The organism is Micromonospora sp. NPDC005806 (genome assembly GCF_042871425.1).
Lineage (GTDB): Bacteria > Actinomycetota > Actinomycetes > Mycobacteriales > Micromonosporaceae > Micromonospora.
Genome location: NZ_JBIAIL010000003.1, coordinates 163,469 through 189,958 on the forward strand (window position 1 = coordinate 163,469; position 26,490 = coordinate 189,958).

The window sequence follows — 26,490 nt, forward strand, 5'->3', positions numbered from 1 at the left end:
TCCCACTCAAGGAGCACAGCCATGGTCTTCCGGAACGTGATCGTCTGCCACATGGTTCCCGGCAGCGACAACATCGTCGGCGACGTCTTCGGCTACTACGACCGGACCACCCGACCCCAGGACCTCGGGGTCATCGGGCGGATCCTGTTGTCCCACGACGACCTCTACATCCACGTCATCGAACGCGAGCAGGACCCCAAGGTGTCGGGCCAGACCCGCGGGCTGCCCGCGTTCCAGAAGATCGCCGAAGCCATCGCCCCGTACGTGACGCCGTACCCGAGGTACTGGAAGAACCCGTCCGACTCGGTGGCGAAGGAGTTCTACCGGTGGGCCCCGGAGGGCGGCGCGGAACCCACGAACACCACGCTGACCGTCATCATCCAGCGGATCAAGCCCGGCGCCGAGCCGGACGTGGCGCGGATCTTCGCCGAGTCCGACGCCGGCTCGCTGCCGACCGACCTGGGCGTCACCGGGCGGTGGCTGTACTCGATCGACGACGTCTTCGTGCACCTGGTGGAACAGGACACGTCGGTCGCCGAGGCCCTCCGGCACAACCACCGGAAGCCGGCCTTCGGCAAGCTCATGGAGGAACTCGCCCCGTACGTCGCCCCGTACCGCCCGGAGCACACGCGCGGCCCGCAGGACTCGGTGGCGAAGCCGTTCTACCGCTGGCGCGCCGAGGACTGACCACCGCCTACCCCGACCCCGACCCCGGCCCATCCTGCCAGCCAGGCTGGCTGGGCCGGTGACGGGTGCCACGGAACCCCGCGGGGCCGCCGAGCCCGGCTGGTACGCGGTGCGCTGCGTCTTGTAGGAATCGGCTGACCCGCCGCCGGCGCTGCTATCGTCGGCGTCCGGCCGGCGGCGGGCCGGTCCGTCCCACCAGGAACAGGCGGTCACCGGTGCCCCGAGTACGCAGCATCCTCCCGCAGGCGCTCCTGGGCCTGGTGCTCGTCGCGCTGGTCGTCTCCGGCATCCGGCCGTACGACCGGCTCACCTGGCTGCTGGAGACGGTGTGGGTGATCGTCGGTGTCCCGGTGGTGCTGCTCACCTGGCGCCGGTTCCCGCTGACCACGCTGCTCTGCTGCCTGCTCGCCGGCCACGCGCTGATTCTCATCGTCGGCGGTCACTACAGCTACGCGCGTACGCCGCTGGGGGACTGGGTGCGGGACCTGCTCGACCTGTCCCGCAACCCGTACGACCGGCTCGGCCACTTCGCGCAGGGCTTCGTGCCGGCCATCCTGGTCCGCGAGATCCTGGTCCGCCGCTCGCCCTTGGGCGGCAGCCGCTGGCTCGCCCCGCTGGTGGTCTGCGCCTGCCTGGCGTTCAGCGCCTTCTTCGAAATGATCGAGTGGTGGGCCGCCGTGGCCGGCGGGTCGGCCGCCGACGACTTCCTCGCCACCCAGGGCGACGTCTGGGACACCCAGTGGGACATGTTCCTGGCGCTGATCGGCGCGATCACCTCACTGGCCCTGCTCAGCCGCCTGCACGAACGCGAGTTGTCCGCGTTCACCCCACCCGCCCCCGCGCGGTAGGGATTTACTCGTCGCCGACGGTCTCCGTCTCGCCGTCGTGCTGGAACTGCACGGGCAGGTGTTCGTCGGGCTGCGGGGCCTGCGCCATCCTGTGATGGGGGTCCCCGTCGGTGGAGAAGAGGACGTCGTCGGTCTTCCGGCTCTTCTCCTCACCCTCTTCGGGCTCCGTCACGTCGGGCTCCTCGTCAGTCGCCGTCGCCGGTGATGACCGCCGCCCGGTCGCGGGCGGCCCGGTCGTACCCACCCTAGGCCGCGGTGGCGCACCGCCGCAGGCGTTCGGCGCCTCCGCCCGCCCTGCCTGAAACGGGCGAAACGGGCCCGAGGGCGGCGGACTATGCGCGATGGTGGGTTCTGCCGGCCCCGCCCTAGGGCGGTCGGCCGGGGCGGGAGTCGGGTACGGGGGTGTCGGGTGCCGACGAAGGAGATCATCCAGCGGGTCGGGGAGCTTCTGGACCTGGCCGGGGTGCTGGTGATCGGGCTCGGCGTCACCGTTGCCACGGTCGTCTTCCTGCTGAGCTGGTGGCGGACCCGGCAGGTGGTCGACCACTACCGGGCGTACCGGCAGGGCGTCGGCCGGGCCATCCTGCTGGGGCTGGAGTTCCTGGTCGGCGGCGACATCATCCGTACCGTCGCGGTCTCGCCCACCTTCGCCAGCGTCGGCGTGCTGGCCCTGATCGTGCTGGTCCGGACCTTCCTCAGCTTCTCGCTGGAGGTGGAACTCGATGGCCGCTGGCCGTGGCAGGCGAAGGGACCGGTGGGCGGGCCGAGTGTCGGCGCGCGATGAAGCCGGGTCGCGCCGCTGATCAGCCGCACCCGCCGTGCGCGGTCAGATGTTGGCCGAGTCCGGCGGCACGTCGGTGGGCAGCGAGGGCGCCCCGGTCGCGGGCTCCGCGCCGGGGCAGCTCAGCCCGAGGGTGTACGCGGTCATCGACAGGGACCCGTACGCGTACCCGTCGACCAGCACCTCGGGCCGGCCGCCGTCGCTGGCGGCCAGCCCGGCCAGGTAGAGCAGCGGGATGAAGTGGTCCGGGGTCGGTACGGCCAGGTCGTAGTCGCGGTGTGCGTCGAGCCGGGCCGCCTCGGTCGGGGTGTCCACGATGATCTCCCGGGCCGCGTCGTCGAACCGCCTGGCCCAGTCGAAGCCCTCGTCGGTCAGGCGCGGGTCCACGCCACCCAGGTTGTGCACCACGTTGCCGCTGGTCACCACGAGGACGCCGCGCTCGCGCAGCGGCGCGAGCCGGGCGCCGAGGTCGAGGTGGTAGTCCAGCGGCTTGAACGCGTTGATGCTCAGCTGCACCACCGGGATGTCCGCGTCGGGGAAGGCGTGGGTCAGCACCGACCAGGTGCCGTGGTCGATGCCCCAGGAGTCCAGGTCGGCGCCGACCCAGGTGGGGTGCACCACGTCGCTGATCTCCTCGGCCAGCTCGGGCAGGCCGGGCGCGGGGTACTGCACGTCGAACAGTTGCTGCGGGAAGCCGTAGAAGTCGTGGATGGTGGGCGGCCGGGGCATGGCGGTGACGGCGGTGGCGCCGATGTACCAGTGCGCGGAGACCACCAGGATCGCCCGGGGGCGCGGCACCGCCTGCCCGAACTGCCGCCAGGCGGCGGTGTAGCGGTTGACCTCCAGGGCGTTCATCGGGTTGCCGTGGCCGAAGAACGCCGCCGGTATCACCGTCTGGGTCGTCTGCTCGCTCATCCCGCTCCCCGTCGCCGGCCGTGTCCCGAGGCTAACCCCGGGGACCGGCCGATGTCCGGACGACCGCCGCGCGGCGTGGTACGCGTGGGGGAAGCCGGTTTGCGCCGGCAGGTCTGGTGCCCATACCCCCTACGGGTATAGGGTGATCGTGGAGGTGGAGTTCGATGGAGCACCAACACGCGGCCGGGCATCACGGCGGGCACCCCGGACCCGGCGGGGGACACGACAAGCACGCCGGGCACGACCCGGAACAGTTCCGGCGGAAGTTCTGGCTCAGCCTGGCGCTGACCGTGCCGATCGTGGCGACCAGCCACATGGTGATGGACTGGTTCGGCTACTCGCTCGACTTCCCGGGCATCAAGTTGGTCGGCCCCGTCCTGGGCTCGGTCGTGTTCTGGTACGGCGGTTGGCCGTTCCTGGTCGGCGGCGTCCGTGAGCTGCGGGACCGGGCGCCCGGCATGATGCTGCTGATCTCGATGGCGATCACCGTCGCGTACGCCGCCTCCGTCGCGACCAGCCTGGGCCTGTTCGACCTGGACTTCTGGTGGGAGTTGGCCGCGCTGGTCACCATCATGCTGCTCGGGCACTGGCAGGAGATGAAGGCGATCGGGCAGGCGCAGGGGGCGCTCGCCGCCCTGGCCGCCCTGCTCCCCGACGACGCCGAACGCCTCGACGAGGCGGGACAGCCGCACCGGGCGTCGATCGGTGACCTGCGCGTCGGCGACCTGGTGCTGGTCCGCTCCGGCGGCCGGGTGCCCGCCGACGGGCGGATCGAGGAGGGCGCCGCCGAGCTGGACGAGTCGATGATCACGGGGGAGTCCCGGCCGGTGCCGCGCTCCGTCGGGGACCGGGTGGTTGCCGGCACCGTGGCCACCGACTCCGCCCTGCGGGTACGCGTCGACGCCGTCGGCGAGGACACCGCGCTGGCCGGCATCGGCCGGCTCGTCGCCCAGGCGCAGGCTTCGGGCGGGCGCGCCCAGGTGCTCGCCGACCGGTTCGCCGCCCTGCTGTTCTACATCGCGACCGTCGCCGGGCTGGCCACCTTCGTCGCCTGGCTCGTCCTCGGCAACACCGGCCAGGCCGTGATCCGTACCGTGACGGTCCTGGTGATCGCCTGCCCGCACGCCCTCGGGCTGGCCATCCCGCTGGTGGTGGCGCTCTCCACCGCGCTCTCGGCGCGCGCCGGCATCCTGGTGAAGGACCGCCTCGCCCTGGAGCGGATGCGCACCATCGACGCGGTCCTGCTCGACAAGACCGGCACCCTGACCAAGGGAAAGCACACCCTCGCCGGCGTGGCCGCGGCCGGCGGCCTGGACGAGGACGACGCGCTGCGCGTCGCCGGCGCGGTCGAGGCCGACAGCGAGCACCCGCTCGCCCGGGCTCTGGTCGCCGCCGCCCGGGACCGTGGCCTGCGGGCCGAGGCGCGGGACTTCCGGTCGCTGCCGGGCCGGGGCGTACGCGCGGTGGTCGACGGGACGGACTGGGCGGTCGGCGGCCCGGCCCTGCTGCGCGAACTGGGCGCCGACGTCCCCGACGAGCTGACCCGGGCGACGGAGGGCTGGGCCCGGCGGGGCGCCGCGGTGCTGCACCTCGTCCGGTCGCCGGAGGGCGGCGACGCGCAGGTGGTCGCCGCGTTCGCTCTCGAGGACGAGGTCCGGCCGGAGGCCCGCGAGGCGATCGCCCAGCTGCGCGAGCAGGGCGTGAAGAAGATCGTGATGATCACGGGGGACGCCCGGCCGGTGGCCGAGGCGGTCGCCGCCGACCTGGGCTTCCGCCCGGGCCTCGACGAGGTCTTCGCCGAGGTGCTCCCCGCCGACAAGGACAAGGCGGTGACTGATCTGCAGTCCCGGGGGCTGACCGTGGCGATGGTCGGCGACGGGGTGAACGACGCCCCGGCCCTGGCCCGCGCCGATGTGGGCATCGCGATCGGGGCCGGCACCGACGTGGCCATCGAGTCCGCCGGGGTGGTGTTGGCCAGCGACGACCCGCGCGGCGTCACCGGCGTCATCCGGCTGTCCCGGGCGTCGTACCGGAAGATGCGGCAGAACCTGGCCTGGGCTGCCGGCTACAACGTGGTGGCGATCCCGCTCGCCGCCGGGGTGCTGGCCTGGGCCGGCGTCGCGCTGAGCCCGGCGATCGCCGCGGTGCTGATGTCCGCCTCCACCATCGTGGTGGCGCTCAACGCGCAGCTGCTCCGCCGGGTCCGTCTCACCCCGGAGCAGGGGTGACGGTGGCTCAGCGGCTCGGGGCGTGCGCCCCCAGGTCGCCGCTGGCGTGGTCGGGCAGGTTGCGGTCGGTGTGGTCTGGCGTGGAAGAGCGCCTCGTCGAGCAAGCCGGTCGTCGGGCCTTCGGCCGCAGACCGCAACTGCGACACGTCTCGGGCTGTCGGGCTCGCGACTACCAGCGTGAAACTGTCTTCCGCATCGCAACTGCGGCCCGCTAGGGTGACCGGGTGACGGTGTTCCGGATCGGCGAGGCCGCCGAGCTGCTCGGGGTCAGCGCGGACACGGTGCGTCGCTGGATCGACGCCGGGCGGCTTCCGGCCGGTCGCGACGAGCACGGCCACCGGGTCATCGACGGGACCGACCTGGCCGCGTTCGTCCGCGCCCCCGGCCACCCGGAGCTGTCGTCCGCCCGCAACCGGCTGCGCGGCATCGTCACCGCCGTCGTCAAGGACACCGTGATGGCCCAGGTCGACATCCAGGCCGGACCGTTCCGGATCGTGTCGCTGATGAGCCGCGAGGCGGTCGACGACCTCGACCTCCAGGTCGGCTCGGTGGCCGTCGCCGTGATCAAGTCGACCACCGTCGTGGTGGAACGCGCCCCCGCCCCGAAGGGAAGGACCAGCCCGTGACCGTACGGTGGATCCGCGCCGCCCTCGCCGGGGTGGCCGCACTGACCCTGGGCCTGACCGGCTGCGGCGGCGACGAGCCGGCCGCGACGGACGGCGGCGGGCGGGTGACCGTCTTCGCCGCCGCCTCGCTCACCGAGTCCTTCACGAAGCTTGGCAAGGACTTCGAGGCCACGCATCCCGGCACGAGCGTCACGTTCAACTTCGCCGGCAGCTCCGCGCTCGCCACCCAGGTCACCCAGGGCGCCCCGGCCGACGTCTTCGCCGCCGCCTCACCGGCCACCATGAAGACGGTCACCGACGCCGGCGACGCCGCCGGCAACCCGGTCACCCTGGTGCGCAACCAGCTCGTCATCGCCGTGCCCAAGGGCAACCCGGGCAAGGTCACCGGCCTGGCCGACCTGGCCCGGCCGGGGGTGAAGGTGGCGCTCTGCGCCGAGCAGGTGCCGTGCGGCGCGGCGGCGCGCACCGCCCTCGGCGCGGCCGGCGTCCAGCTCACCCCGGCCACCCTGGAGCAGGACGTCAAGGGCGCGCTGGCCAAGGTGAAGCTCGGCGAGGTCGACGCCGCGCTGGTCTACCGCACCGACGCCCGGTCGGCCGCCGCCGACCTGGACGGCGTCGAGTTCCCCGAGTCGGCCCGCGCGGTCAACGACTACCCGATCGTCGTGCTGAAGCACGCCGGCAACCCGGACGGCGCCCGGGCCTTTGTCGACTACGTGCGCTCCGACGCCGGCCGCGCGGTGCTCACCGCCGCGGGCTTCCAGGCGCCGCCGACCCAGTGATCGCGCGCCCCCGGCAGCGGGTGCCGCTCGCCCTGCTGCTCCCCGCCGGCCTCGGGCTGCTGGTCCTCGTCCTGCCGCTGCTCGGGCTCCTGGTCCGGGCGCCGTGGACCAGCCTGCCCCGGCGGCTGGCCGAGCCGGGCGTGCTCACCGCGCTGCGGCTCTCGCTGGAGACGGCCACCCTGGCCACCGTGCTCTGCGTCGCCCTCGGCGTACCCCTGGCGTGGCTGCTCGCCCGGGTCGAGTTCCCCGGCCGGCGGCTGGTCCGGGCCCTGGTCACCGTGCCGCTGGTGCTGCCCCCGGTGGTCGGCGGGGTGGCGCTGCTGCTGGTCTTCGGCCGGCGCGGCCTGCTCGGGTCCTGGCTGGACAGCACCTTCGGGGTGAGCCTGCCGTTCACCACCGCCGGGGTGGTGCTCGCCGAGGCGTTCGTCGCCATGCCGTTCCTGGTCATCGCCGTCGAGGGTGCGCTGCGTGGGGCCGACCGCCGGTACGAGGAGGCCGCGGCCACCCTAGGGGCCGGACGCTGGACCAGCTTCACCCACGTCACGCTACCGCTGGTCGCCCCGGGCGTGGCGGCCGGCGCGGTGCTCTGCTGGGCCCGCGCGCTCGGCGAGTTCGGCGCGACCATCACCTTCGCCGGCAACTATCCCGGCCGCACGCAGACCATGCCGCTCGCCGTCTACCTGGCCCTGGAGACCGACCTTCAGGCCGCGATCGTGCTCAGCCTCATCCTGCTCACCGTCTCGGTCGGCATCCTCGCCGGGCTGCGCGACCGCTGGGTCGGTACGCCGTGACCGCCGCACCCCTGCTCGACGCGCACCTGGTCGCCGACCGGGACGCCTTCCACCTCGACGTCCGGCTGCGGATCGCCGCCGGGCAGGTGGTCGCGCTGCTGGGCCCGAACGGCGCCGGCAAGACCACCGCCCTGCGGACGCTCGCCGGGCTGCACCCGCTCACGGCCGGCCACCTCAGCCTGGGCGGCGTCGACCTGGACCGCCCCGACCAGCGGGTCTGGATTCCGCCCGAGCGGCGGCCGGTGGGCGTGGTCTTCCAGGACTATCTGCTCTTCCCGCACCTCAGCGCGCTGGACAACGTCGCCTTCGGGCCGCGCCGGCACGGCGCCGACCGGCGGGCCGCGCGGGCCCGGGCCCAGGCCTGGCTCGACCGGGTGGGCCTGGGCGGGCAGGCCCGGCACAAGCCGCGGCAGCTCTCCGGCGGCCAGGCCCAGCGGGTCGCCCTGGCCCGGGCCCTCGCCGTCGAGCCGACCCTGCTGCTGCTCGACGAGCCGCTCGCCGCCCTCGACGCGCGGACCCGGCTGGACACCCGCGCCGAACTCCAGCGGCACCTCGGCGACCACGCCGGCGCCGCCCTGCTGGTCACCCACGACCCGCTCGACGCCCTGGTGCTCGCCGACCGGCTGGTCATCGTCGAGCACGGGCGGGTGGTCCAGGAGGGCGACGCGGCCACCGTCACCGCCCGGCCCCGCACCGACTACGTGGCCCGGCTGGTCGGCCTCAACCTGCACCGCGGCCGCGCCGCCGGGCACCAGGTCACCGTCGGTGGACTCACCCTCACCGCGGCGGACACCGTGCACGGGGACGCCTTCGTCGCCTTCCCGCCCGCCGCCGTCGCGCTGCACCCGACCCGCCCCGACGGCAGCCCGCGCAACGTCTGGCCGGCCACCGTGACCGGGGTGCAGCGGCACGGCGACAACCTGCGCGTCCAGCTCGACGGCCCGGTCGCCGTGGCCGCCGACGTCACCCCCGCCGCGGCCGCCCACCTGCGGCTGCGGCCCGGCCAGCCGGTCTGGGCCGCGGTGAAGGCGGCGGAGACCCGGGCCTACCCGGCGTGACGGACGCCTCGTGGACGCTGCACCCTCGCCTGAGGGAGGTTTGAGCTGGGGTTCTGCCCGGTCAGTGAACCGGGAGCGACGAGGAGAGGGGTTCGGGTGCCCGACACGACACACAACCGGTCCAGCCAGGATGCCGTGCTGCCGGACGACGTGACCGACCCGCTGCTGTGGCGGGCGGCGTACGACGTCGCCACCGCGCACCAGCCGGACGAGTCGGGCCGCTGTCCCAGCCTGCTCTGCGGCGGCCAGGCCGCGCCCTGCGACACGCTGGTCGACGCCCGCCGGGCGATGCACCTCGCCCGGGGCGGCACGCCAACCACCCGGCCGACCCGCGACACGCCCGCCCGCGACCGGCACCGCGAAGCGGCCTGACCATCCCTCTCCTCGCGGATCTCGCGGCTCTGGTTGCCGGTTCGCGGGGATATGCCCTTTTCGCTGGCACCGCACCGCAAGATCGGCGCGAGCAGGATGGGGTCAGTGGCCGGGGGTGGGGCCGAAGGCGGTGAGGAAGCGGTCCCGGAAGGTGTCCATCCGCCACACCGGGGCCTGCGGCCCGGGTCGCAGCCCGTCCTGCCAGCCCCAGCCGGCGATCCGGTCCAGCACCTTCGGATCCTTCGCCACCACGGTGATCGGCACGTCCCGGCTGGCGCCCTCGCCGGTGACCGTCGCGGCCGCCTGGTGGTCGCCGAGGAAGACCAGCACCAGGTCGTCCCCGCCGTACGTCAGCACGTACGAGACGAGGGTGCCGAGCGTGTACTGGATGGAGTGCGCGTAGTCGGCCCGGATCTGGGCGGTGTCGCGCTGGACCACGTCCCGGCTGCCGCCGGTGCGGACGGACGCCTCGTCGAAGATCGACCCGTCGCCGACCGCGTCCCACGGCACCGGCTTCGGGATCGCCGACCAGGGGGAGTGGCTGGAGACCAGCGGGATCTCCGCCATCAGCGGGGCGTGCGGCCGGGCCCGTTCCAGGCGCTGGAAGGTGGCCAGGGTGTACTGGTCGGGCATCGGCGCGTAGCTGAACTTGGGACCGCGGTAGGCGAGCTTCTCGGCGTCGTAGTAGCGGTCGTAGCCGAAGAACCTCCCCTCCGGCCAGGGCTGGGTGGCGGCCGGCAGCACGCCGACGGTCTGCCAGCCGGCCCGGTGGAACGCGCCGTTGAGGGTGAGTCGGTCTCCGGCCAGCAGGTCGCGGTGGCGCTGGTCGTTGTCGATCCACAGGCCGGAGAGCAGGGTGGCGTGGGCCAGCCAGCTCCCACCGCCGAACGTGGGCGAGGTGAGGAAGCCGCTGCGGGCGTCGTACCCGCCCGCGCGCAGTTGGCGGTAGCCGTCGTCGAGCACCGCGTTCACGCCCGGCGCGAGCGCCGGGTCCTCCACGGCGTCCCGGCCGTAGCTCTCCACGAACGCGACCAGCACGTCCTTGCCGCGCAGCCCGGTCAGCAGCCGGTCGCCCGGGACGTCCCGGTACGCGTCGGTGGCGGCCTCCCCGGCGAACGCCACCCGGTCCCGCAGTCCGTGCCGGATCTGGCCGGCGTGCGCCGCGACCAGGGCGGTCGCCTCCCGGTCGGCGACCGGAACGCCGGCGGTGAGCCGTACCCCGAAGACGGCGCAGCCCAGCCAGAGCACCGCCAGGGCCGCGACGACCCGCGCCCACGCGGCCCGGTGTTGGGCGAGCAGCCGGGTCAGCCGCAGTACCGCCAGCGTGACCAGGACGAGCAGGCCGACGACGAGCAGCCCGGCCCCGACCGCCATGGCGACCGCGGCCGCCCGGCCCATGGAGTCGGTGAGATAGCCGAAGCCGTCGTCGAACAGCCCCCAGTCGAGTAGCACGTCGAACGGCCGGTCCCGGGCCACGAAGAAGCCCATGTCCAGCAGCTTCAGCACGGTGAGCAGGCCGAGGAGCAGGCCCGTCAGCGCGGCGACGGGCCGGCGTACCCGGGGCGGGAGGACGAGCAGCAGGGCCACCGCGACCAGCGCCTCCACCGGGACGCGCAGCACGGCGGCCGGCCCGACCCGGCTCAGCTGGTCCGGCACCGTCAGCGCCGCCACCACCAGCAGCGCGGCGAGCCCGGTGAGGGTGGCGGCGGCGATCCGGCGGGCCAGCGACGGCGGCCCCGCGTCGGGCGGTGCGGTCCCGTCCGGTGTCGGCGTCGCCTCCGGCGGTGCGTCCGGGGCGGGGGTGGTGGGTTCGCCGGTCGGGAGGTCCCCGGCCGGCCGGCGGAGGCGAGCGAAAGGCGACAAGACAGGTCCTTCGGCTGCGAGGGGAGGAGGTCGGGCGGCGCGGCGTCAGACGGGTTGGCGGGCGGCGATCCGGGCGGCCAGCGGCACCGGCCGGGCCACCGGGCCGGCCGGGCGGGCGGCCCGGACGGTGGGTTCGAGGACGATCCGGGTGGGCTGCGCCGCGGCTCGTGCGGCGTCCCCGGCCAGCCGGGCGTGCACGCCGGCCGGCCGGGTGGTGGCGGCGCCGGCGGGCGCGGCGGCGCCGACGGACGGGGCGGCCACCGGGCGCGCGGCCGGTGCGGTCGCGGCCGGACGGTGCCGCCACAGCCAGGCCACGTCGTGCCCGAACGACTCGACCAGCAGGGCCAGCGCGCCCACGACCAGCGCGGTGGTGGCCATCGGAGGCAGCACCTGGCTCGCCGCGACCGCCAGCACCACGCCCTGCGCCGCCGCGACGACCTTGCGCCAGTACCGGGGTGGCAGCGTGTGCCGCATCCAGGGCAGCACCCAGCTCGCCGCGACGAAGGCGTACCGCATCCCGCCGATGGCCAGCACCCAGCCGCCGACGGACGGCGCGAGATGGACGCTGAGCACCAGGATCAGGAACGCGTCGACCTCCATGTCGAAGCGGGCGCCCAGGGCGCTCGTGGTGCCGGTGCGCCGGGCCACCCGGCCGTCGACCGCGTCCAACGCCAGCGCCACCGCGGTGAGTGGGACCAGCAGCGCCACCGGGGCCGGGCCGGCGCCGGCGGCCACGACCAGGGCCAGCACCCCGCCGACCAGCAGCGCCCGGGCCAGGGTCACCCGGTCGGCCGGGCCGAGCCGCTCCGTGCCGGCGGCCCGCAGGCCGCGCCACAGCAGAGCGCAGAGCACCCCGGCGTACGCCAGGCCGGCGAGCCAGCCCGTCACGCCGAGCCCCACCGTGCCGTCGAGCGCGGCCAGCAGGAGGAACTGGACGGCCAGCCCGAGCATTGGGCCAGTTCGAACCGTGGACACCCTGCCTCCGTGTCTATGATCGACAACCCTGCCCCCCACTACGGGGAAAGTGCCCGTTCGGTTCGGCCCGATGCGGAAGAGAGGTGAATTCGTGACCCGCGACGCCCGCGCCTTCTGGCTCCGCGCCCCCGGCGAGGGCGAACTCCGCCCGGTCGACCTGCCCGTGCCTGGCCCCGACGAGGTGCTGGTCCGGACCCTCTTCTCCGGCGTCAGCCGGGGCACCGAGACCCTGGTCTTCACCGGCCGGGTCCCGGCCGACCAGTACGCCACGATGCGGGCTCCGTTCCAGGAGGGCGACTTCCCGGCCCCGGTGAAGTACGGCTACCTCAGCGTCGGCACGGTCGAGCAGGGACCCGAGGCGCTGCGCGGGCGTACCGTCTTCTGCCTGCACCCGCACCAGACCGCGTACGTGGTCCCGGCCGACGCCGTGCTGGTCGTGCCCGACGGCGTGCCGGCGGCCCGGGCGGTGCTGGCCGGCACCGTGGAGACCGCGGTGAACGCGCTCTGGGACGCCGCGCCGCTGGTCGGCGACCGGGTGACCGTGATCGGTGCCGGCATGGTGGGCTGCTGCGTCGCCGCCCTGCTGGCCCGCTTCCCCGGCGTACGCGTCGAGCTGGTCGACGCGGACCCGGCGCGGGCCGCGGTGGCCGCCGCGCTCGGCGTCGACTTCGCCCTCCCCGCCGACGCGGCCGGCGAGCGGGATCTGGTGGTGCACGCCAGCGCCACCGCCGACGGCCTGCAACGCGGGCTGGACCTGCTCCGCCCGGAGGGGACGGTGCTGGAGCTGAGCTGGTACGGCGACCGTCCGGTCACGCTCGCCCTCGGCGGTGCCTTCCACTCCCGGCGGCTCGGCATCCGCAGCAGCCAGGTCGGCACGGTGTCGCCCCGGCGGGCCGACCGCAGCTACGCCGACCGGCTGGCGCTCGCCCTGGAGCTGCTCGCCGACCCGGCGTTCGACGCGCTGCTCACCGGCCCGTCCCGCTTCGCCGACCTGCCCGACGTGCTCGACCGGCTCGCCTCGGGCCGGCTGCCCGCGCTCTGCCACCTCATCAGCTACGGCGAGGAGTGATCCGTGTTCAGCGTGACCGTCCGGGACCACATGATGGTCGCCCACAGTTTCCGCGGTGAGGTGTTCGGCCCCGCCCAGCGGCTGCACGGCGCCACCTTCGTCGTCGACGCCACCTTCCGCCGCCAGGAGTTGGACGCCGACGGGATCGTGGTCGACATCGGCCTGGCCACCGAGCAGCTCAAGGCCCTGCTCGGCGAGCTGACCTACCGCAACCTGGACGACGAGCCGGCCTTCGCCGGGGTGAACACCACCACCGAGGTGCTGGCCCGCACGGTCGCCGACCGGCTCGCCGAGGCGGTGCACGCCGGGCGGCTCGGCGCGGGGGCGCGCGGCCTCGCCGGGATCACCGTCACCCTGCACGAGTCGCACGTCGCCTGGGCCAGCTACGAGCGGTCCCTGTAGCGGATGGCCGTCGTCCACGTGGTGCTGCCGGGTGACATCGACGACCCGGCCAGCCCCAGCGGTGGCAACGGGTACGACCGCCGGGCCTGCCGGGGCCTGGCCGCGCTCGGCTGGACGGTGCGGGAGCATCCGGTGCCCGGCGGCTGGCCGCACCCGGGGGCGGGGGAGCGGGCCGCGCTGGCCGAGGTGCTCGCCGCGCTGCCCGACCACGCCCTCGTGCTGCTCGACGGCCTGGTCGCGTCCACCGTGCCGGAGGTGCTGACCCCGCACGCCCGCCGGCTGCGGCTGGTCGTGCTCGTGCACCTGCCGCTGGACGACGAGGTCGAGGCCCGCGCCCTGGTCACGGCCACCGCCGTGGTCACCACCAGCGAGTGGACCCGACGCCGGCTGCTCGACCGCTACCCGCTCACCCCCGACCGGGTGTCGGTCGCCGCGCCCGGCGCGGACCCGGCGCCGCTCGCGGCCGGCTCGCCCGACGGCACCCGGCTGCTCTGCGTTGCGGCGGTCACCCCGCTCAAGGGCCACGACGTGCTCGCCGCCGCCCTGGCCGAGGTCGCCGACCTGCCATGGACCTGCGACTGCGTCGGCGCGCTCACCCGTGACCCGGGCTTCGTCGACCGGCTCCGCCGGCAGCTCGCCGACGCCGGCCTGACCGACCGGGTACGCCTGCCCGGCCCGTGCACCGGGGCGGCGCTGGACGCTGCGTACGCCGCCGCCGACCTGCTGGTGCTGCCCTCCCGGCGGGAGACCTACGGGATGGTGGTGACCGAGGCCCTGGCGCGGGGCCTGCCGGTGCTGGGCAGCGACACCGGTGGGCTGCCCGAGTCGCTCGGGCACGCCCCGGACGGAGCCCGACCCGGCCTGCTCGTGCCGCCCGGGGACCCGGCGGCCCTGGCCGGCGCGCTGCGTACCTGGCTCACCGGGCCGGAGCTGCGGACCCGGCTGCGCCGCGCCGCCCGGCGGCGGCGGGACACCCTCACCGGCTGGACGGTCACCGCGGACCGGCTGGCGGCTGCCCTGAAGGAGGCGACCGCGGCATGACCACCCAACTACCCCCTCAATTCGCCGACTGGCTGCGGTTGCGGGAGCCCGTCGACGCGGCGGCCCGGTCAGCCGACCTGGTCGACATGGTCCGGCGTCGGCTCGCCGTCGACCGGCCGGTCGTGGTGCACGACCTGGGCAGCGGCACCGGGTCGATGGCCCGCTGGCTGGCGCCCCGGCTGCCCGGACCGCAGCGCTGGGTGCTGCACGAGCGGGACGCCGACCTGCGGGCGCTCGCCGCCGCCGAGCCGCTGGTCGCCGCCGACGGCAGCCCGGTCGCCGTGGAGACCCGCGACTCCGACATCACCCGGTTGGCTGACGCCGATCTGGCCGACGCGCACCTCGTCACCGCGTCGGCGCTGCTGGACATGCTCACCGCCGACGAGGTCGAGCGGGTGGTGGCCGCCTGCGCCGGCCACCCCACCCTCTTCGCGATCTCCGTGGTCGGCCGGGTGGAGTTCACCCCAGCAGACCCGCTCGACGCCGAGTTCGCCGCCGCGTTCAACGCCCACCAGCGCCGCACCGTCGACGGCCGCACCCTGCTCGGCCCGGACGCCGTGGACGCCACCCGGGCGGCGTTCCGCCGCCGGGGAGTCGACGTGCGGGTCCGGTCCACCCCGTGGCGGCTCGGTCCCGAGCAGTTCGCGCTGACCGCCGACTGGCTGGCCGGCTGGCTCGAGGCGGCCGTCGAGGAGCGGCCGGAGCTGGCCGGGGTCGCCGACGCGTACCGGGAGCGGCGGCTGGCGGACGCGGCGGCCGGGCGACTGCGGGTGGTGCTGCACCACGCCGACCTGCTGGCCGGGTGAACCGACCGGCGTCGTGGGACGTGACATCGGGTGGACCGAGGGAGGACCGCTTGTCACCCGGCACCATCGTCGCCAGCACGCCGACGCCCGCCGGGCCGGCCGCGCCCGCCGCGCTCGCCGCGTCGACCGCGAGCGCGCCGGCGCGGTCGCCCTGGGCCTGGGTACGCACGCTCGGCGGGCTCGGCGTCCTCGCCCTCCTGGTCTGGTCGGTGGGTACCGGCCCGTTCCTGGCCGGGCTGCGGCTGATCGACGCGCCGGCGCTCGCCGCCGCGCTCGGCATCGGCGCGCTCACCACCGTCTGCTGCGCCTGGCGCTGGTCCCTGGTCGCCGGTGGGCTGGGCGTACGGCTGCCGCTGGCCACCGCGGTTGCCCACTGCTACCGGGCGGTCTTCCTCAACTCCACCCTGCCCGGCGGGGTGCTCGGCGACGTGCACCGGGCGGTCCGGCACGGCCGGGACGCCGGCGACGTGACCCGGGGCGTCCGAGCCGTGGTCTGGGAGCGGACCGCCGGTCAGGTGGTCCAGCTCGTCATCGCGGTGGCCCTGCTGGCGGCGCTGCCCTCCCCGGTCCGGCCGTACCTGCCAGCGCTGGTCGCCGTGCTGGCCGTCGCCGCGCTCGGGCTGGTGCTGCTGGCCCGGGCGGTGCCCCGCTCCGGCGCCTCCCGATGGGCGCGGGCGGCCCGGACCGCCGTCGCGGACGTCCGTGCCGGCCTACTGGCCCGCCGTACCTGGCTGGGCGTGGTGATGGCCTCGGCGGTGGCGGTCGCCGGCCACCTGGCCACCTTCGTGGTCGCGGCGCGCACCGCGGGAGCGGACGCGCCGCTGTCCCGGCTGCTGCCGTTGACTCTGCTGGCGCTGCTCGCCATGGGGCTGCCGATGAACGTGGGCGGCTTCGGGCCCCGCGAGGGGGTGGCCGCCTGGGCGTTCGGCGCCGCCGGCCTCACCGCCGCCCAGGGCGTCGCCGCCGGCACGGTGTACGGGGCGTTGGTCCTGGTCGCCAGCCTGCCGGGCGCGGCGGTGCTGCTGGCCCGCCGGCGCCCTGCCCGGGAGTCCGGCGACTGTCGGTGATGCCGCCTACGGTGAAGGTGCGAGGTGTGCGTTGCCGGGTCCGTCCGGCAGCCCGGACGGAGGTAAACGATGGACGAAACGCTGCCCACGGCGACGGTCCGCACCCAGGTCACGGTCCCGCTGCGGTTCCCCGACGGGTACGTCACGACCGCCCGGGTCTCCTCCTTCCATGGGCTGGCGGACGGCCGGGAGCACCTCGCGCTCGGGCTCGGTGACCGGGCGGCCGGCGGGGACCGGCAGGAGGCGGATCTGCCCCCACCGCTGGTCCGCCCGCACAGCGAATGCCTCACCGGGGACGTCTTCGGCAGCCAGCGCTGCGACTGCGGGCCGCAGCTGCGGGAGGCGGTCGAACGGATCGCCGAGGCCGGGGGATACCTGCTCTACCTGCGCCAGGAGGGCCGGGGCATCGGCCTGTACGCCAAGCTCGACGCGTACGCCCTGCAGGACGGGGGCCTGGACACCTACGAGGCGAACGAGGCGCTGGGGCGGGGTGCCGACGAGCGCGACTACACGGTCGCCGCGCAGATGCTCACCGCGCTGGGCGTGACCCGGGTGGCCCTGCTCAGCAACAACCCGGACAAGGCGGCCCAGCTCGACCGGCTGGGCGTGACGGTGGTCGACCGGGTGCTCACCGGCGTACACCTGTCCCCGGCGAACGCCGGCTACCTCGCGGCCAAGGTGACCCGCGCCGACCACGCCCTCGACCTGCCGTTCGTGCCATGACCGCCCGGCCATACGTGCTGCTCAGCTGCGCGATGTCGATCGACGGCTACATCGACGACGCCTCGACCGAGCGGCTGCTGCTCAGCAACGACTCCGACCTCGACCGGGTCGACGAGGTCCGGGCCGGCTGCGACGCGATCCTGGTCGGCGCCGCCACGGTGCGGCGGGACGACCCGCGGCTGCTGGTGCGCTCCGAGCAGCGCCGCGCCGACCGGGTGTCCCGCGGCGTGCCGCCGTCGCCGGTGAAGGTCACCGTCACCGGCAGCGGCGACCTCGACCCGGCCGCCCGCTTCTTCACCTTCGGGGACGGGACGAAGCTGGTCTACTGCCCGAGCGGCGCCGTGGAGAAGACCCGGGAGCAGGTGGGCGAGGTGGCCACCGTGGTCGACGGGGGCGACCCGGTGACCCCGGCGGCGATGCTCACCGACCTGGCCGACCGGGGCGTACGCCGGCTGATGGTGGAGGGCGGCGGCAGCCTGCACTGCCAGTTCCTCACCGCGGGCGTCGCCGACGAGCTGCACCTGGTGGTCGCGCCGTTCTTCGTGGGGGACGGCCGGGCGCCCCGCTTCGTCGGGGACGGCAGCTTCCCGTGGCACCCGGGCCGGCGCGCCCGGGTCGTCGAGGTACGCCAGCTCGGCGACGTGGTGCTCACCCGGTACGCCCTCTCCGACCGCTGCGACTCCGCCTGACGCGGGCGGCCGACTGCCCGACCGACTTTGATCAGCCAGGCTACGGTCGGCCGCATGTCGAACGGGAGGATGCCGACCTATCCCAACGTCCCCCTCGCCTGCCTACTGCCGTGCGCGATGATGGTGGTCATCGGGATCTTCTCCGACCCGAAGCCACCACCTCCACCGGCCGGCGTGCTCGTTCCGGCGGAGGTGCTCGACGTGCGGCGGGACGAGACCGGCCGGGCGGTCTCCGTACTGCTGCGGGTGGACCAGGCCGACGACCTGCCGGTCATCTGCGGTATCGAGCGGGCGGCCTTTCCCGATGGCCGCCCGCCGGCGCTGCATTCGCGGACGACGGTCGACTACACGCCGCCCGCCGGCTGCGCGCCCCCGCCGTCGTCCGAGGACCAGCTCCCCGGCTGGGCGGTGAGCGTGGCCGGGGCCGTCGGGCTGGCCCTGATGATCTTCTGGCTCTGGGCGGGCTCGGACCGCGCCACCCGGCCCCGCTACCGGAGGACGAGGGAGCGGGGCCGGGCGGTCGCGGAGGTCAGAGCACCTGGGACAGGAAGCGGCGCAGCCGCGGATGCTCCGGCGCCTCGAACACGGCGGCCGGCTCGCCGGCCTCCAGGACCACGCCGGCGTCCATGAAGGCCACCGTGTCGGCCACCTGGCGGGCGAAACCCATCTCGTGGGTGACCACCACCATGGTCATGCCGGCGGCCGACAGGTCGGCCATCACCCTGAGCACGCCCTTGACCAGCTCCGGGTCGAGCGCCGAGGTGGCCTCGTCGAAGAGCATCACCTGCGGCCGCAGGGCCAGCGCGCGGGCGATCGCCACCCGCTGCTGCTGGCCGCCGGAGAGGTGCGCCGGCCGGGCGTCGGCCTTGCCGGCCAGCCCGACCAGGTCCAGCTGGGCCCGGGCGATCTGCACCGCCTCGTCCTCGGGCAGCTTCTTGAGCTTGCGCAGGGCGAGGGTGATGTTGCGCTGCACGGTCATGTGCGGGAAGAGGTTGAACTGCTGGAAGACCATGCCGATCCGCTGGCGCAGCGCGTCCGGGTCGTCGCGCAGCACACTGCTGCCGTCCAGCAGCACGTCGCCCCGGTCCGGTTCGATCAGCCGGTTGATGGTGCGCAGCAGGGTCGACTTGCCGGAGCCGGACGGGCCGATCACGCAGGCGGTGGCGCCCCGGGCGACGTCGAGGTCGGCGCCGCGCAGCACCTGGTGCGCCCCGAAGGCCAGGTGCACGTCGCGGACGGCGAGGCTGACCGAGGTGGCGGTGGCGGTCGCGGTGCTCATCGCGGATCCTTCCGTCCGGTGGTGGGCAGGGCGGTCTCACCGGCCACGGCCAGACCGGCGTCGTCGGCGTCGTCCGGTGCGACGGCGACTGTGCGGCCCTGGCGCAGCCGCCGGTCGATCCAGTTGACCGCGTGGGTCAGCGGCACGGTCAGCGCCAGGTAGCACAGGCCGGCCAGCAGCAGCGCGGACTCGTTGCCGGTGGTGGCCGCGTAGTCCTGGCCGATCCGGAACAGCTCGCGCTGGCTGGCGACCAGGCCGAGGAAGTAGACCAGGCTGGAGTCCTTGATCAGGGCGATGAGCTGGTTCACCCAGGCGGGCAGCACCCGGCGTACGCCCTGCGGGACGATGACGAGGCGCATCGCCTCCCCCCAGGAGAAGCCGAGCGCCCGGGCCCCCTCCAGCTGGGCGGCCTCCACACTCTGGATCCCGGAACGGAAGATCTCGCCGATGTAGGCGGCGGCGATCAGTGACAGCGCCAGCACGCCCAGCGGGTAGGGGTTGGGGCCCCAGACCTCCATGCCCAGCGGCGCCAGGCCGACGCCGATGAGCAGGATGGTCGCCGCCGCCGGCAGGCCGCGGAACACGTCGGTGTAGACCCGCGCCGGCCACCGCAACCACCGGGTACGCGAGATGCCCGCGACGGCCAGCAGCATGCCCAGCACCGAGCCGAGCAGGGCGGCGGAGACCGCCAGGATCAGCGTGTTCGGCAGCCCGACGGTGAGCATCTCGGGCAGCGCCTCGCGCATGGAGTCCCAGTCGAAGAAGGTCTCCCACAGAGTACTCAATGGATCCATCAGACGTCCCTCCTACCGCCCCGCTCGTTCGTCGTCGTAGGTCAGGAAGCCGCCGACGGCGACGGCACCGCGACCGTGCCGCTGCCCGGCTTGAAGTCGGCCGGCACGGGCCGGCCGGGGTAGTACTGCGCCTGGAGCTTGCTCCAGGTGCCGTCGGCGATCACCTCGTCGAGGCCCTTGTCCAGCGCCTCGCGCAGCTTGTCGTTGCCCTTGGCCACGGCGTACGCGGTCGGGGCCGGGCTGAGCTGCTTGGCGGCCACCTTGATCTTGCCGTTGCTGTCGGCGGCGGACTTGTCGCCGATCTCGGCCGGGGCGATCCAGGCGTCGGCGGTGCCGGCCTTGAGCTGGTTGACCGCGCCGTTGTAGTCCGGCACCCGCACCGGGTTCAGGTTCTGCTTCGTGGCGAAGTCGTCCTGCACCGTGCCCTGCACGACCACCACCCGCTTGCCGGCGAGCTGGTCGAAGCTCGTGATCGACGAGCCGGTCGGCACGTCGAGTCCGAAGTAGCCGAAGTCGTAGCCGTTGCCGAAGTCGACGGTCTTCTTCCGCGCCTCGGTGATGGTGATGGAGGAGCTGCCCACATCGAACTTGTGGTTGTTGACCTGCGACAGCAGGGCCGAGAAGTCGGTGCCCACGAACTCGACCTTCAGGCCCGCCTTGGCGGCGACCGCGGTGAGCAGGTCGTTGTCGAAGCCGGTGAACTTACCGTCCTTCAGGTACACGTTCGGCGGGGCGTCGGTGAGCGTGCCGGCCCGCAGCACACCGGGCTGCAGCAGGCCGTACGGGTTGGCGGCCTCGCTGGTGGAGCCGTCGTCGCCGCAGGCGGTGAGGCCGGTGGCGGCGAGCAGGGCGGCGGCGCCGAGCACGGCGACGCGGGTCAGGGCGGAACGGATGCGCACGTGTTTTCTCCAGACTGGACCGTCGGCGCGGGCGCGCGCCGACGACGGCTCGCCGAGAAGGGGCGGAGCCGCGGAGGTGGATCGAGAAAAAAGGGGGAGTGGCGCTCAGCGCGCGCCGGCGCGGCGACAGGCGTCGCTGCACACCCGCATCAGGTCGACGTGGCGGCGCTTGACCAGCGCGAAACCGGCCGGGTATGCGACGACGTCGACGGGCGGGGTGCGGAAGTGTGCAGACATGGTGCTCCCTGGTCGGTGATGACCTGGGTACCAGGCCACGCTTGCACCGGCGGCTGCCGGTGCCTGGTCTTCACCCGGGGCACCCCACCGCGGAGGAGGGTTGCCGGCCAGCGAGCCGGGGCTTGGCGCTGGCGCTCATGACCTGCCGAGAAGGCTAGCAGCAGCCCCGCCGGGCCCGTCCAGCCGTTATGACCACCCTCACGTCGCGTCCATACCCGCGTCGGCTCAGGGGCGGCGCACCGGAGTGGTTCGGGCAGCTCGGACCGGCCCGATCCGGCGGTACCCGACCCGCCCGCTCGGGCGGGCCGGCAGGATCGGCGCGTCCCGGCCGGTGCCGTGCCGGCCGTCACCGGACGACCGCTGCTCGTGGTACTCCTGCTCCACGTTGACGGTCCAGACGTCGTGTCGGGCGCCGTGGGCGATGTTCTCCGCGGTCAACATGGCCGTCAACATCGAGTGGTCCTGGTTGTTGTACCGGTGCATGCCGTTGCGCCCGACCGGATGCACGTTCGGCACCTCGCGGGCCAGCCAGGCGCGGATCACGTCCACGTTCCGCTGGTACCGCTCGTCGTAGACCGGGTACGCCTTCGGCATCCGTACCACGTGGCCGGCCTCCACGCACCCGGGCCGGACCAGGCCGAGCCGCTCCAGCTCCGCGGTGGCGAGCGTGACGAGTCGCTCGTCCGGCGTACGCCACATCTCGTCGTCCTCGAAGACGAAGTACTCCAGGCCGAGACAGGTGCGCCCGTCCTTGACCAGGTACGGCGACCAGGAGCCGAAGTTCTGGATCCGCCCCACCCGCACAGTCGGATCGTGCACGTAGATCCAGTTGTCGGGGAACGAGAACTCGGCCGGGACGACCAGCGCGACCGTCAGGAAGTCCCGGTAGCGCAGATCGTCGGCGGCGGCGATCACCGCGGGCGGGGCAGCCGGACGCAGCGCCCGCACCAGCGCGGAGATCGGCATCGAGGAGATCACGTGGTCGGCCGGCTCGACCCGTTCCCCGCCCAGGTCGGCCACCGTGACACCGGTCGCCCGTCGGGCCGCCGGGTCCCGGTGCACCGCGATCACCGGGGTGCCGGTACGCACCGAGCCGCCCCGCTTTTCCACCTCCTCCGCGCAGCGCTCCCACATCATCCCGGGGCCGAACTTCGGGTATTGGAACTCCTCGATCAGGCTGGTCACGTCCGTGCGGTCGGGCCGGGGCAGCAGGGCGTTGCGCACCGCCTTGGCGAGCGAGAGGTTCCTGATCCGCTGCGCGGCCCAGTCCGCCTGCAACCGGTCGGCCGGCATCCCCCAGACCTTCTCCGTGTACGTCTTGAAGAAGATCGAGTAGAGCCGCCAGCCGAACCGGGCCGACACCCAGCCCTCGAAGTGCGACTGGTTCCTCGGCGGCCGCAGCCGCGCCCACCCGTACGAACCGACGCAGCGCAGCGCCTCGACGATCCCCAGGTTGCGCAGGGCGTTGCGGGCGTTCAGCGGGTAGTCGTAGAGCGCGCCACGGTAGTAGATCCGGCTCATCCGGGGCCGGAGCAGGAAGTCCTCGTCGGGCAGGAGCTCGTGCCAGAAGGCCTCGACCCGGGAGACCTTGGTGAAGAACCGGTGCCCGCCGATGTCGAAACGCCAGCCGTCCCGCTCGACCGTGCGGCTGATTCCGCCCACCACCTCGTCGGCCTCGAAGACGCGGACCGCCTCCCCGTGTCGGAGCAGCTCGTACGCGGCGGTCAGCCCGGCCGGCCCCGCGCCGATGATCACGGTGCCGTTGTCATCGCTCATGGTGCCCCGAGCCCCCCGCCGCCTGTCGATGCGGCAGCGCGCATACCCGCCCCACGCCCCGTCTCACCTGCGCCGTGCGGGCGAATGTCGCGGGCATCCGGCCGTCTCCGCCTCGGCCCCGGGGAACAATCCACTCATGGGGGACGGGCGGTGGACCGGCGCCGCCACCGTTGTGCGCCGCTCCGGCGTGCGCGACCGGATGCGACCGCTGGGTCGCGCGGCGTCCGGGCTCGCCGACCGGGTGCCCGCCCCGTGGGGCTTCGTGCTCGCGGTCTTCGTCGGGTCGAAGGTCGTGCTGAGCCTGGTCGGCGTGATGGCGTTGGCCGCCTGGGACGGCGTTCCGGGCGCGCCCCCGGCTGACGAGACGCTGATGCGCGTCCAGCAGCGCGCCATCTCGCCGCACCGGTGGATCTCCCTCTGGTTCGCCTGGGACTCGTTCCTCTACGACCGGCTGGCGCGACTGCCCCTGGACGAGCCCTGGCGGGACTTCGCCTTCCCGCTGCTCTACCCGTTCCTGGCCCGGCCGTTCGCCGTACTGCTCGGCGGGCACACCGCGTGGGCGCTGCTGCTGGTCAGCAACGTCGCCCTGGTGTTCCAGCTCTACTACGCCCATCAGCTCGGCGGCCGCCTGCTCGGCGACGGCGGCGCGGGGGCGGCGGGGCGCCGGTTCACCCGGTACCTCCTGCTCCTGCCGACCGCCTTCCTGTTCCAGGCGGCGCTGACCGAGTCGCTCTTCCTCTGCCTCGCCCTGGCCGCCTTCTGGTATGCCGAGCAGGGCCGCTGGCCGCTGGTCGGGCTCGTCGGCTTCTTCCTGGCGCTGAGCCGCTCGATCGGCTTCCTGGTGGTCGTCCCGCTCGCCCTGGTGCTGCTGCGCCAGCACGGCTACCGTCTCGGGCTCCGGTCGCTCGCGCGGTACCTGCGGGTCGGCTGGCCATTGGTGCTCGTACCGGCCGGGTGGCTGACCTTCATGGCGTTCGGCCGGTGGCAGAGCGGCGACTGGTTCGCGTACAAGCACGCCCAGGAGCAGGGCTGGGGCGTCAGCGTGCAGAACCCGCTGGCGGTGATCGTCCACGGGCTGACCGGCCCGCCCGTTGACGTGTTACGGGTCGGGTTGGCCGTGGCGGTGCTGGTGATCGTCCTCGTCGGCCTCCGCCGGGCCGAGCTGCCCTACCTGGTCTACAGCCTGATCGTGGTGCTGGTGCCGCTGTCGATCGGGCCGCCGGTGTACCGGAGCCTGCTCCGCTATCTGCTTGCCGCCTTCCCGGTCGCTCTGGTCCTGGCCCGCTGGGCCCGCCGAACCACCCTCGACACCTGGCTGACCGCCGGCCTGGCGGTGCTCCAGGGCGCCCTGTTCGTGGTGTGGCTGACCTACTGGACGCACTTCATCATCTGAGCCCGCCCGTTCCCGGGCCTTGCTATGCAACGAGTTGCACAGCAGGATGTCCGGCATGTCGCTGGAGCACGCCATCCTGGTCTCGCTGCTGGAGCAGCCCGCCTCCGGCTACGAGCTGGCCCGACGCTTCGACCGGTCCATCGGCCGCTTCTGGACCGCCACCCACCAGCAGATCTACCGGGTGCTCAAGCGGATGGAGGCCGACCGGTGGATCACCGCCGAGGAGGTCGGCCAGGAAGGGCTGCCCGACAAGAAGATCTGGTCGGTCACCCCCGGCGGGCGGTCCGCCCTGGTCACCTGGCTGCGCGCCCCGGTGCAGCCGGAGGCGGTCCGGCACGAACTGGCCGTCAAGATCCGCGGCGCCGCGTTCGACGACCCGACCGGTCGCGCCGCCCTGGTCGCCGAGGTCGAGCGCTACCGCGCCGACCACGAGGCCACCCTCGCCGGCTACCGGGCCGGCGAACGCCGCGACTTCCCCGACCCCGCCGCCCTGGACGCCCGCGGTGCGCTCCAGCACGTCGTGCTGCGCGGCGGCATCGCGTACGAGCGGATGGTGCTGGCCTGGCTCGACGACGTCCTCACCACCCTCCGCGACCTCGACCCCGCCCCGCTCAGGAAGGCCGACTCGTGACCGATCCGCTGCTGTTCCACCCGCACACCTACGACCCCGCCCACCTCGACGACACCTCGCGGCGGCTGCTGCGTGCCACCGTCGACTGGTTCGAGCAGCGCGGCAAGCGGGCCCTGGTCGACAGCTACAACCACCACGAGTGGTACGCCGACTTCCTCGACTTCGCCGCCAAGGAGGGTCTCTTCGCCACCTTCCTCACCCCGGCGGCCGACGCCGGCGGCGACCCGGACAAGCGCTGGGACACCGCGCGCAACGCCGCGCTCAGTGAGATCCTCGGCTTCTACGGCCTCGGCTACTGGTACACCTGGCAGGTGACCGTGCTCGGCCTCGGCCCGGTCTGGCAGAGCGGCAACGCCGCCGCCCGGGCCCGCGCCGCCGCGCTGCTCGACGAGGGGCACGTGACGGCCTTCGGCCTCTCGGAGCGGCCGCACGGCGCCGACATCTACTCCACCGACATGCTGCTCACCCCCGACGGCGAGGGCGGCTTCCGGGCCACCGGCGGCAAGTACTACATCGGTAACGGCAACGTCGCCGGGCTGGTCTCCGTCTTCGGCCGCCGCGCCGACGTCGAGGGCCCCGAGGGGTACGTCTTCTTCGCCGCCGACAGCCGGCACCCCGCCTACCGGCTGGTCCGCAACGTGGTCAACGCGCAGATGTACGTCAGCGAGTTCCGGTTGGCGGACTACCCGGTCCGCGCCGAGGACGTGCTGCACACCGGCCAGGCCGCCTTCGACGCCGCGCTGAACACCGTCAACGTCGGCAAGTTCAACCTCTGCACCGCCTCCATCGGCATCTGCGAGCACGCCATGTACGAGGCGGTCACCCACGCCCACCGCCGGATCCTGTACGGCCGGCGGGTCACCGACTTCCCGCACGTGCGGCGCGAGCTGACCGACGCGTACGCCCGCCTCGTCGCGATGAAGCTGTTCAGCGACCGGGCGGTCGACTACTTCCGCTCGGCCGGCCCGGACGACCGGCGATACCTGCTGTTCAACCCGATGACCAAGATGAAGGTCACCACCGAGGGCGAGAAGGTCATCGACCTGCTCTGGGACGTCATCGCCGCCAAGGGTTTCGAGGCCGACACCTACTTCGACAAGGCCGCCAAGGACATCCGCGGCCTGCCGAAGCTGGAGGGGACGGTGCACGTCAACCTGGCGCTGATCCTCAAGTTCCTGCCGAACTACCTGTTCCGCCCGGCCGAGCACCTGCCCGTGGCGACCCGCCGGGACCCGGCCGACGACGAGTTCCTCTTCCGGCAGGGCCCGGCCCGCGGCCTCGGCGCGATCCGCTTCCACGACTGGCGCATCCCGTACGACGCATACGCCCACGTGCCGAACGTGGCCCGGTTCCGGGAGCAGGCCGACGGGCTGGCCGCCCTGCTCGCCGCGCACGCCCCCGACGAGGCCCAGCAGCGCGACCTGGACTTCCTGCTCACCCTCGGCCAGCTCTTCGCCCTGCTCGTCTACGGCCAGCTCATCCTCGAACAGGCCGAGCTGACCGGCCTCGACGCGGACCTGCTCGACGAGATCTTCAACCTGCTGGTCCGGGACTTCTCCGGCTACGCCACCGAGTTGCACGGCAAGGCGGCCACCAGCGACGAGCAGGCCGCCTGGGCCCTGGCGCACGTCCGCCGCCCGGTCCGCGACGCCGACCGCACCGCCCGGGTCTGGGACCGGGTCGTCGCCCTCGCCGGCGCGTACGAGATGAATCCCTGACCGATCCGGCCGACCCCGGCCCGCACGGCGGGGGTCGGCCAGT

29 protein-coding genes and 1 riboswitch are annotated in these 26,490 nt (G+C 74.1%); of the genes, 19 read left to right on the forward strand and 10 right to left on the reverse strand.

Features of this window, described 5'->3' with window-relative positions:
* Nucleotides 1-21: 21 nt before the first annotated feature.
* A complete protein-coding gene (locus ACFYOS_RS05510) occupies nt 22-687 on the forward strand; it encodes a TcmI family type II polyketide cyclase (protein WP_387136194.1) in 666 nt (221 codons plus the stop codon).
* Between the two features lie 215 nt (nt 688-902).
* Nucleotides 903-1,535, forward strand: coding sequence for a DUF2238 domain-containing protein (locus ACFYOS_RS05515; RefSeq protein WP_387136195.1), 633 nt, complete (start codon nt 903-905; stop codon nt 1,533-1,535).
* A gap of 4 nt (nt 1,536-1,539) precedes the next feature.
* Here ACFYOS_RS05515 and ACFYOS_RS05520 read toward each other — a convergent pair whose 3' ends face one another.
* Nucleotides 1,540-1,707, reverse strand: coding sequence for a hypothetical protein (locus ACFYOS_RS05520; RefSeq protein ID WP_387136196.1), 168 nt, complete (start codon nt 1,705-1,707; stop codon nt 1,540-1,542).
* Between the two features lie 237 nt (nt 1,708-1,944).
* Here ACFYOS_RS05520 and ACFYOS_RS05525 point away from each other — a divergent pair, with 237 nt between their 5' ends.
* Nucleotides 1,945-2,319: a DUF1622 domain-containing protein gene (locus ACFYOS_RS05525; protein ID WP_387136197.1), complete on the forward strand. Its 375-nt coding sequence runs from the start codon at nt 1,945-1,947 to the stop codon at nt 2,317-2,319.
* A gap of 42 nt (nt 2,320-2,361) precedes the next feature.
* Here ACFYOS_RS05525 and ygiD read toward each other — a convergent pair whose 3' ends face one another.
* A complete protein-coding gene (gene ygiD, locus ACFYOS_RS05530) occupies nt 2,362-3,231 on the reverse strand; it encodes a 4,5-DOPA dioxygenase extradiol (protein ID WP_387136198.1) in 870 nt (289 codons plus the stop codon).
* 164 nt (nt 3,232-3,395) lie between these two features.
* On the opposite strand from ygiD, the gene ACFYOS_RS05535 reads away from it, so the two are divergent.
* The 6 genes from ACFYOS_RS05535 to ACFYOS_RS05560 all read left to right on the forward strand — a co-directional run bounded on the left by ACFYOS_RS05535 (nt 3,396) and on the right by ACFYOS_RS05560 (nt 9,085).
* Nucleotides 3,396-5,459: a heavy metal translocating P-type ATPase gene (locus tag ACFYOS_RS05535; protein ID WP_387136199.1), complete on the forward strand. Its 2,064-nt coding sequence runs from the start codon at nt 3,396-3,398 to the stop codon at nt 5,457-5,459.
* Nucleotides 5,460-5,683: 224 nt separating this feature from the next.
* Nucleotides 5,684-6,085, forward strand: coding sequence for a molybdopterin-binding protein (locus ACFYOS_RS05540; RefSeq protein WP_387136200.1), 402 nt, complete (start codon nt 5,684-5,686; stop codon nt 6,083-6,085).
* On the forward strand, nt 6,082-6,864 hold the full coding sequence (modA, locus tag ACFYOS_RS05545; RefSeq protein WP_387136201.1) for a molybdate ABC transporter substrate-binding protein: 783 nt from the start codon (nt 6,082-6,084) through the stop codon (nt 6,862-6,864). The genes ACFYOS_RS05540 and modA overlap by 4 nt, the downstream gene beginning before the upstream one ends.
* The gene (locus ACFYOS_RS05550; protein WP_387136202.1) at nt 6,861-7,655 is read left to right on the forward strand and encodes an ABC transporter permease; all 795 of its coding nucleotides are present in this window, start codon (nt 6,861-6,863) and stop codon (nt 7,653-7,655) included. The genes modA and ACFYOS_RS05550 overlap by 4 nt, the downstream gene beginning before the upstream one ends.
* Nucleotides 7,652-8,713 (forward strand): ABC transporter ATP-binding protein, encoded by a 1,062-nt coding sequence (locus ACFYOS_RS05555; RefSeq protein ID WP_387136203.1) that lies wholly within the window; start codon nt 7,652-7,654, stop codon nt 8,711-8,713. The genes ACFYOS_RS05550 and ACFYOS_RS05555 overlap by 4 nt, the downstream gene beginning before the upstream one ends.
* 96 nt (nt 8,714-8,809) lie before the next feature.
* Nucleotides 8,810-9,085 (forward strand): hypothetical protein, encoded by a 276-nt coding sequence (locus ACFYOS_RS05560; protein WP_387136204.1) that lies wholly within the window; start codon nt 8,810-8,812, stop codon nt 9,083-9,085.
* A 102-nt stretch (nt 9,086-9,187) separates the two neighbouring features.
* Here the strand turns inward: ACFYOS_RS05560 and ACFYOS_RS05565 are convergent, their stop codons facing one another.
* Nucleotides 9,188-10,948: a sulfatase gene (locus tag ACFYOS_RS05565; protein WP_387136205.1), complete on the reverse strand. Its 1,761-nt coding sequence runs from the start codon at nt 10,946-10,948 to the stop codon at nt 9,188-9,190.
* Nucleotides 10,949-10,993: 45 nt separating this feature from the next.
* Complete coding sequence (locus ACFYOS_RS05570) at nt 10,994-11,923, reverse strand: CDP-alcohol phosphatidyltransferase family protein (RefSeq protein ID WP_387136206.1); 930 nt, start codon at nt 11,921-11,923, stop codon at nt 10,994-10,996.
* Between the two features lie 91 nt (nt 11,924-12,014).
* Between ACFYOS_RS05570 and ACFYOS_RS05575 the strand changes: the two genes are divergently transcribed.
* From ACFYOS_RS05575 to ACFYOS_RS05605, 7 genes are all read left to right on the forward strand, one after another.
* Nucleotides 12,015-12,992, forward strand: a complete 978-nt coding sequence (locus tag ACFYOS_RS05575; RefSeq protein WP_387136207.1) for a zinc-binding alcohol dehydrogenase — start codon at nt 12,015-12,017, stop codon at nt 12,990-12,992.
* A 3-nt stretch (nt 12,993-12,995) separates the two neighbouring features.
* Nucleotides 12,996-13,394, forward strand: a complete 399-nt coding sequence (locus ACFYOS_RS05580) for a 6-pyruvoyl tetrahydropterin synthase family protein (RefSeq protein WP_387136208.1) — start codon at nt 12,996-12,998, stop codon at nt 13,392-13,394.
* Nucleotides 13,395-13,397: 3 nt separating this feature from the next.
* The gene (locus tag ACFYOS_RS05585; RefSeq protein WP_387136209.1) at nt 13,398-14,435 is read left to right on the forward strand and encodes a glycosyltransferase family 4 protein; all 1,038 of its coding nucleotides are present in this window, start codon (nt 13,398-13,400) and stop codon (nt 14,433-14,435) included.
* A complete protein-coding gene (locus ACFYOS_RS05590; RefSeq protein WP_387136210.1) occupies nt 14,432-15,241 on the forward strand; it encodes an SAM-dependent methyltransferase in 810 nt (269 codons plus the stop codon). Before ACFYOS_RS05585 ends, ACFYOS_RS05590 begins: the two co-directional genes overlap by 4 nt.
* 65 nt (nt 15,242-15,306) lie before the next feature.
* On the forward strand, nt 15,307-16,308 hold the full coding sequence (locus ACFYOS_RS05595) for a lysylphosphatidylglycerol synthase domain-containing protein (protein WP_387136356.1): 1,002 nt from the start codon (nt 15,307-15,309) through the stop codon (nt 16,306-16,308).
* A 69-nt stretch (nt 16,309-16,377) separates the two neighbouring features.
* Entirely contained in the window at nt 16,378-17,031 is a 654-nt protein-coding gene (gene ribA / locus ACFYOS_RS05600; protein ID WP_387136211.1) for a GTP cyclohydrolase II, read from the forward strand.
* Nucleotides 17,028-17,720 carry a RibD family protein gene (locus ACFYOS_RS05605; RefSeq protein WP_387136212.1) on the forward strand — a complete coding sequence of 231 codons (693 nt, stop codon included), beginning with the start codon at nt 17,028-17,030 and terminating at the stop codon, nt 17,718-17,720. Before ribA ends, ACFYOS_RS05605 begins: the two co-directional genes overlap by 4 nt.
* Nucleotides 17,721-18,064: 344 nt before the next feature.
* Here ACFYOS_RS05605 and ACFYOS_RS05610 read toward each other — a convergent pair whose 3' ends face one another.
* From ACFYOS_RS05610 to ACFYOS_RS05635, 6 genes are all read right to left on the reverse strand, one after another.
* On the reverse strand, nt 18,065-18,199 hold the full coding sequence (locus ACFYOS_RS05610; RefSeq protein ID WP_387136213.1) for a hypothetical protein: 135 nt from the start codon (nt 18,197-18,199) through the stop codon (nt 18,065-18,067).
* Nucleotides 18,200-18,249: 50 nt separating this feature from the next.
* On the reverse strand, nt 18,250-18,999 hold the full coding sequence (locus tag ACFYOS_RS05615; protein ID WP_387136214.1) for an amino acid ABC transporter ATP-binding protein: 750 nt from the start codon (nt 18,997-18,999) through the stop codon (nt 18,250-18,252).
* A complete protein-coding gene (locus ACFYOS_RS05620; RefSeq protein ID WP_387136215.1) occupies nt 18,996-19,793 on the reverse strand; it encodes an amino acid ABC transporter permease in 798 nt (265 codons plus the stop codon). The genes ACFYOS_RS05615 and ACFYOS_RS05620 overlap by 4 nt, the downstream gene beginning before the upstream one ends.
* A gap of 41 nt (nt 19,794-19,834) precedes the next feature.
* The gene (locus tag ACFYOS_RS05625; RefSeq protein WP_387136216.1) at nt 19,835-20,692 is read right to left on the reverse strand and encodes an ABC transporter substrate-binding protein; all 858 of its coding nucleotides are present in this window, start codon (nt 20,690-20,692) and stop codon (nt 19,835-19,837) included.
* A gap of 105 nt (nt 20,693-20,797) precedes the next feature.
* On the reverse strand, nt 20,798-20,929 hold the full coding sequence (locus tag ACFYOS_RS05630; RefSeq protein ID WP_387136217.1) for a hypothetical protein: 132 nt from the start codon (nt 20,927-20,929) through the stop codon (nt 20,798-20,800).
* A gap of 32 nt (nt 20,930-20,961) precedes the next feature.
* Nucleotides 20,962-21,072: riboswitch (SAM riboswitch) on the reverse strand.
* An 82-nt stretch (nt 21,073-21,154) separates the two neighbouring features.
* Nucleotides 21,155-22,705 carry an NAD(P)/FAD-dependent oxidoreductase gene (locus tag ACFYOS_RS05635; RefSeq protein ID WP_387136218.1) on the reverse strand — a complete coding sequence of 517 codons (1,551 nt, stop codon included), beginning with the start codon at nt 22,703-22,705 and terminating at the stop codon, nt 21,155-21,157.
* A 136-nt stretch (nt 22,706-22,841) separates the two neighbouring features.
* Between ACFYOS_RS05635 and ACFYOS_RS05640 the strand changes: the two genes are divergently transcribed.
* Genes ACFYOS_RS05640 through ACFYOS_RS05650 form a run of 3 tightly spaced genes read left to right on the forward strand, consistent with a single transcriptional unit; the run spans nt 22,842 to nt 26,447 of the window.
* Nucleotides 22,842-24,098: a hypothetical protein gene (locus ACFYOS_RS05640; RefSeq protein WP_387136219.1), complete on the forward strand. Its 1,257-nt coding sequence runs from the start codon at nt 22,842-22,844 to the stop codon at nt 24,096-24,098.
* A 55-nt stretch (nt 24,099-24,153) separates the two neighbouring features.
* Entirely contained in the window at nt 24,154-24,729 is a 576-nt protein-coding gene (locus tag ACFYOS_RS05645) for a PadR family transcriptional regulator (protein WP_387136220.1), read from the forward strand.
* Nucleotides 24,726-26,447 (forward strand): acyl-CoA dehydrogenase family protein, encoded by a 1,722-nt coding sequence (locus ACFYOS_RS05650; protein WP_387136221.1) that lies wholly within the window; start codon nt 24,726-24,728, stop codon nt 26,445-26,447. The genes ACFYOS_RS05645 and ACFYOS_RS05650 overlap by 4 nt, the downstream gene beginning before the upstream one ends.
* Nucleotides 26,448-26,490 lie beyond the last annotated feature (43 nt).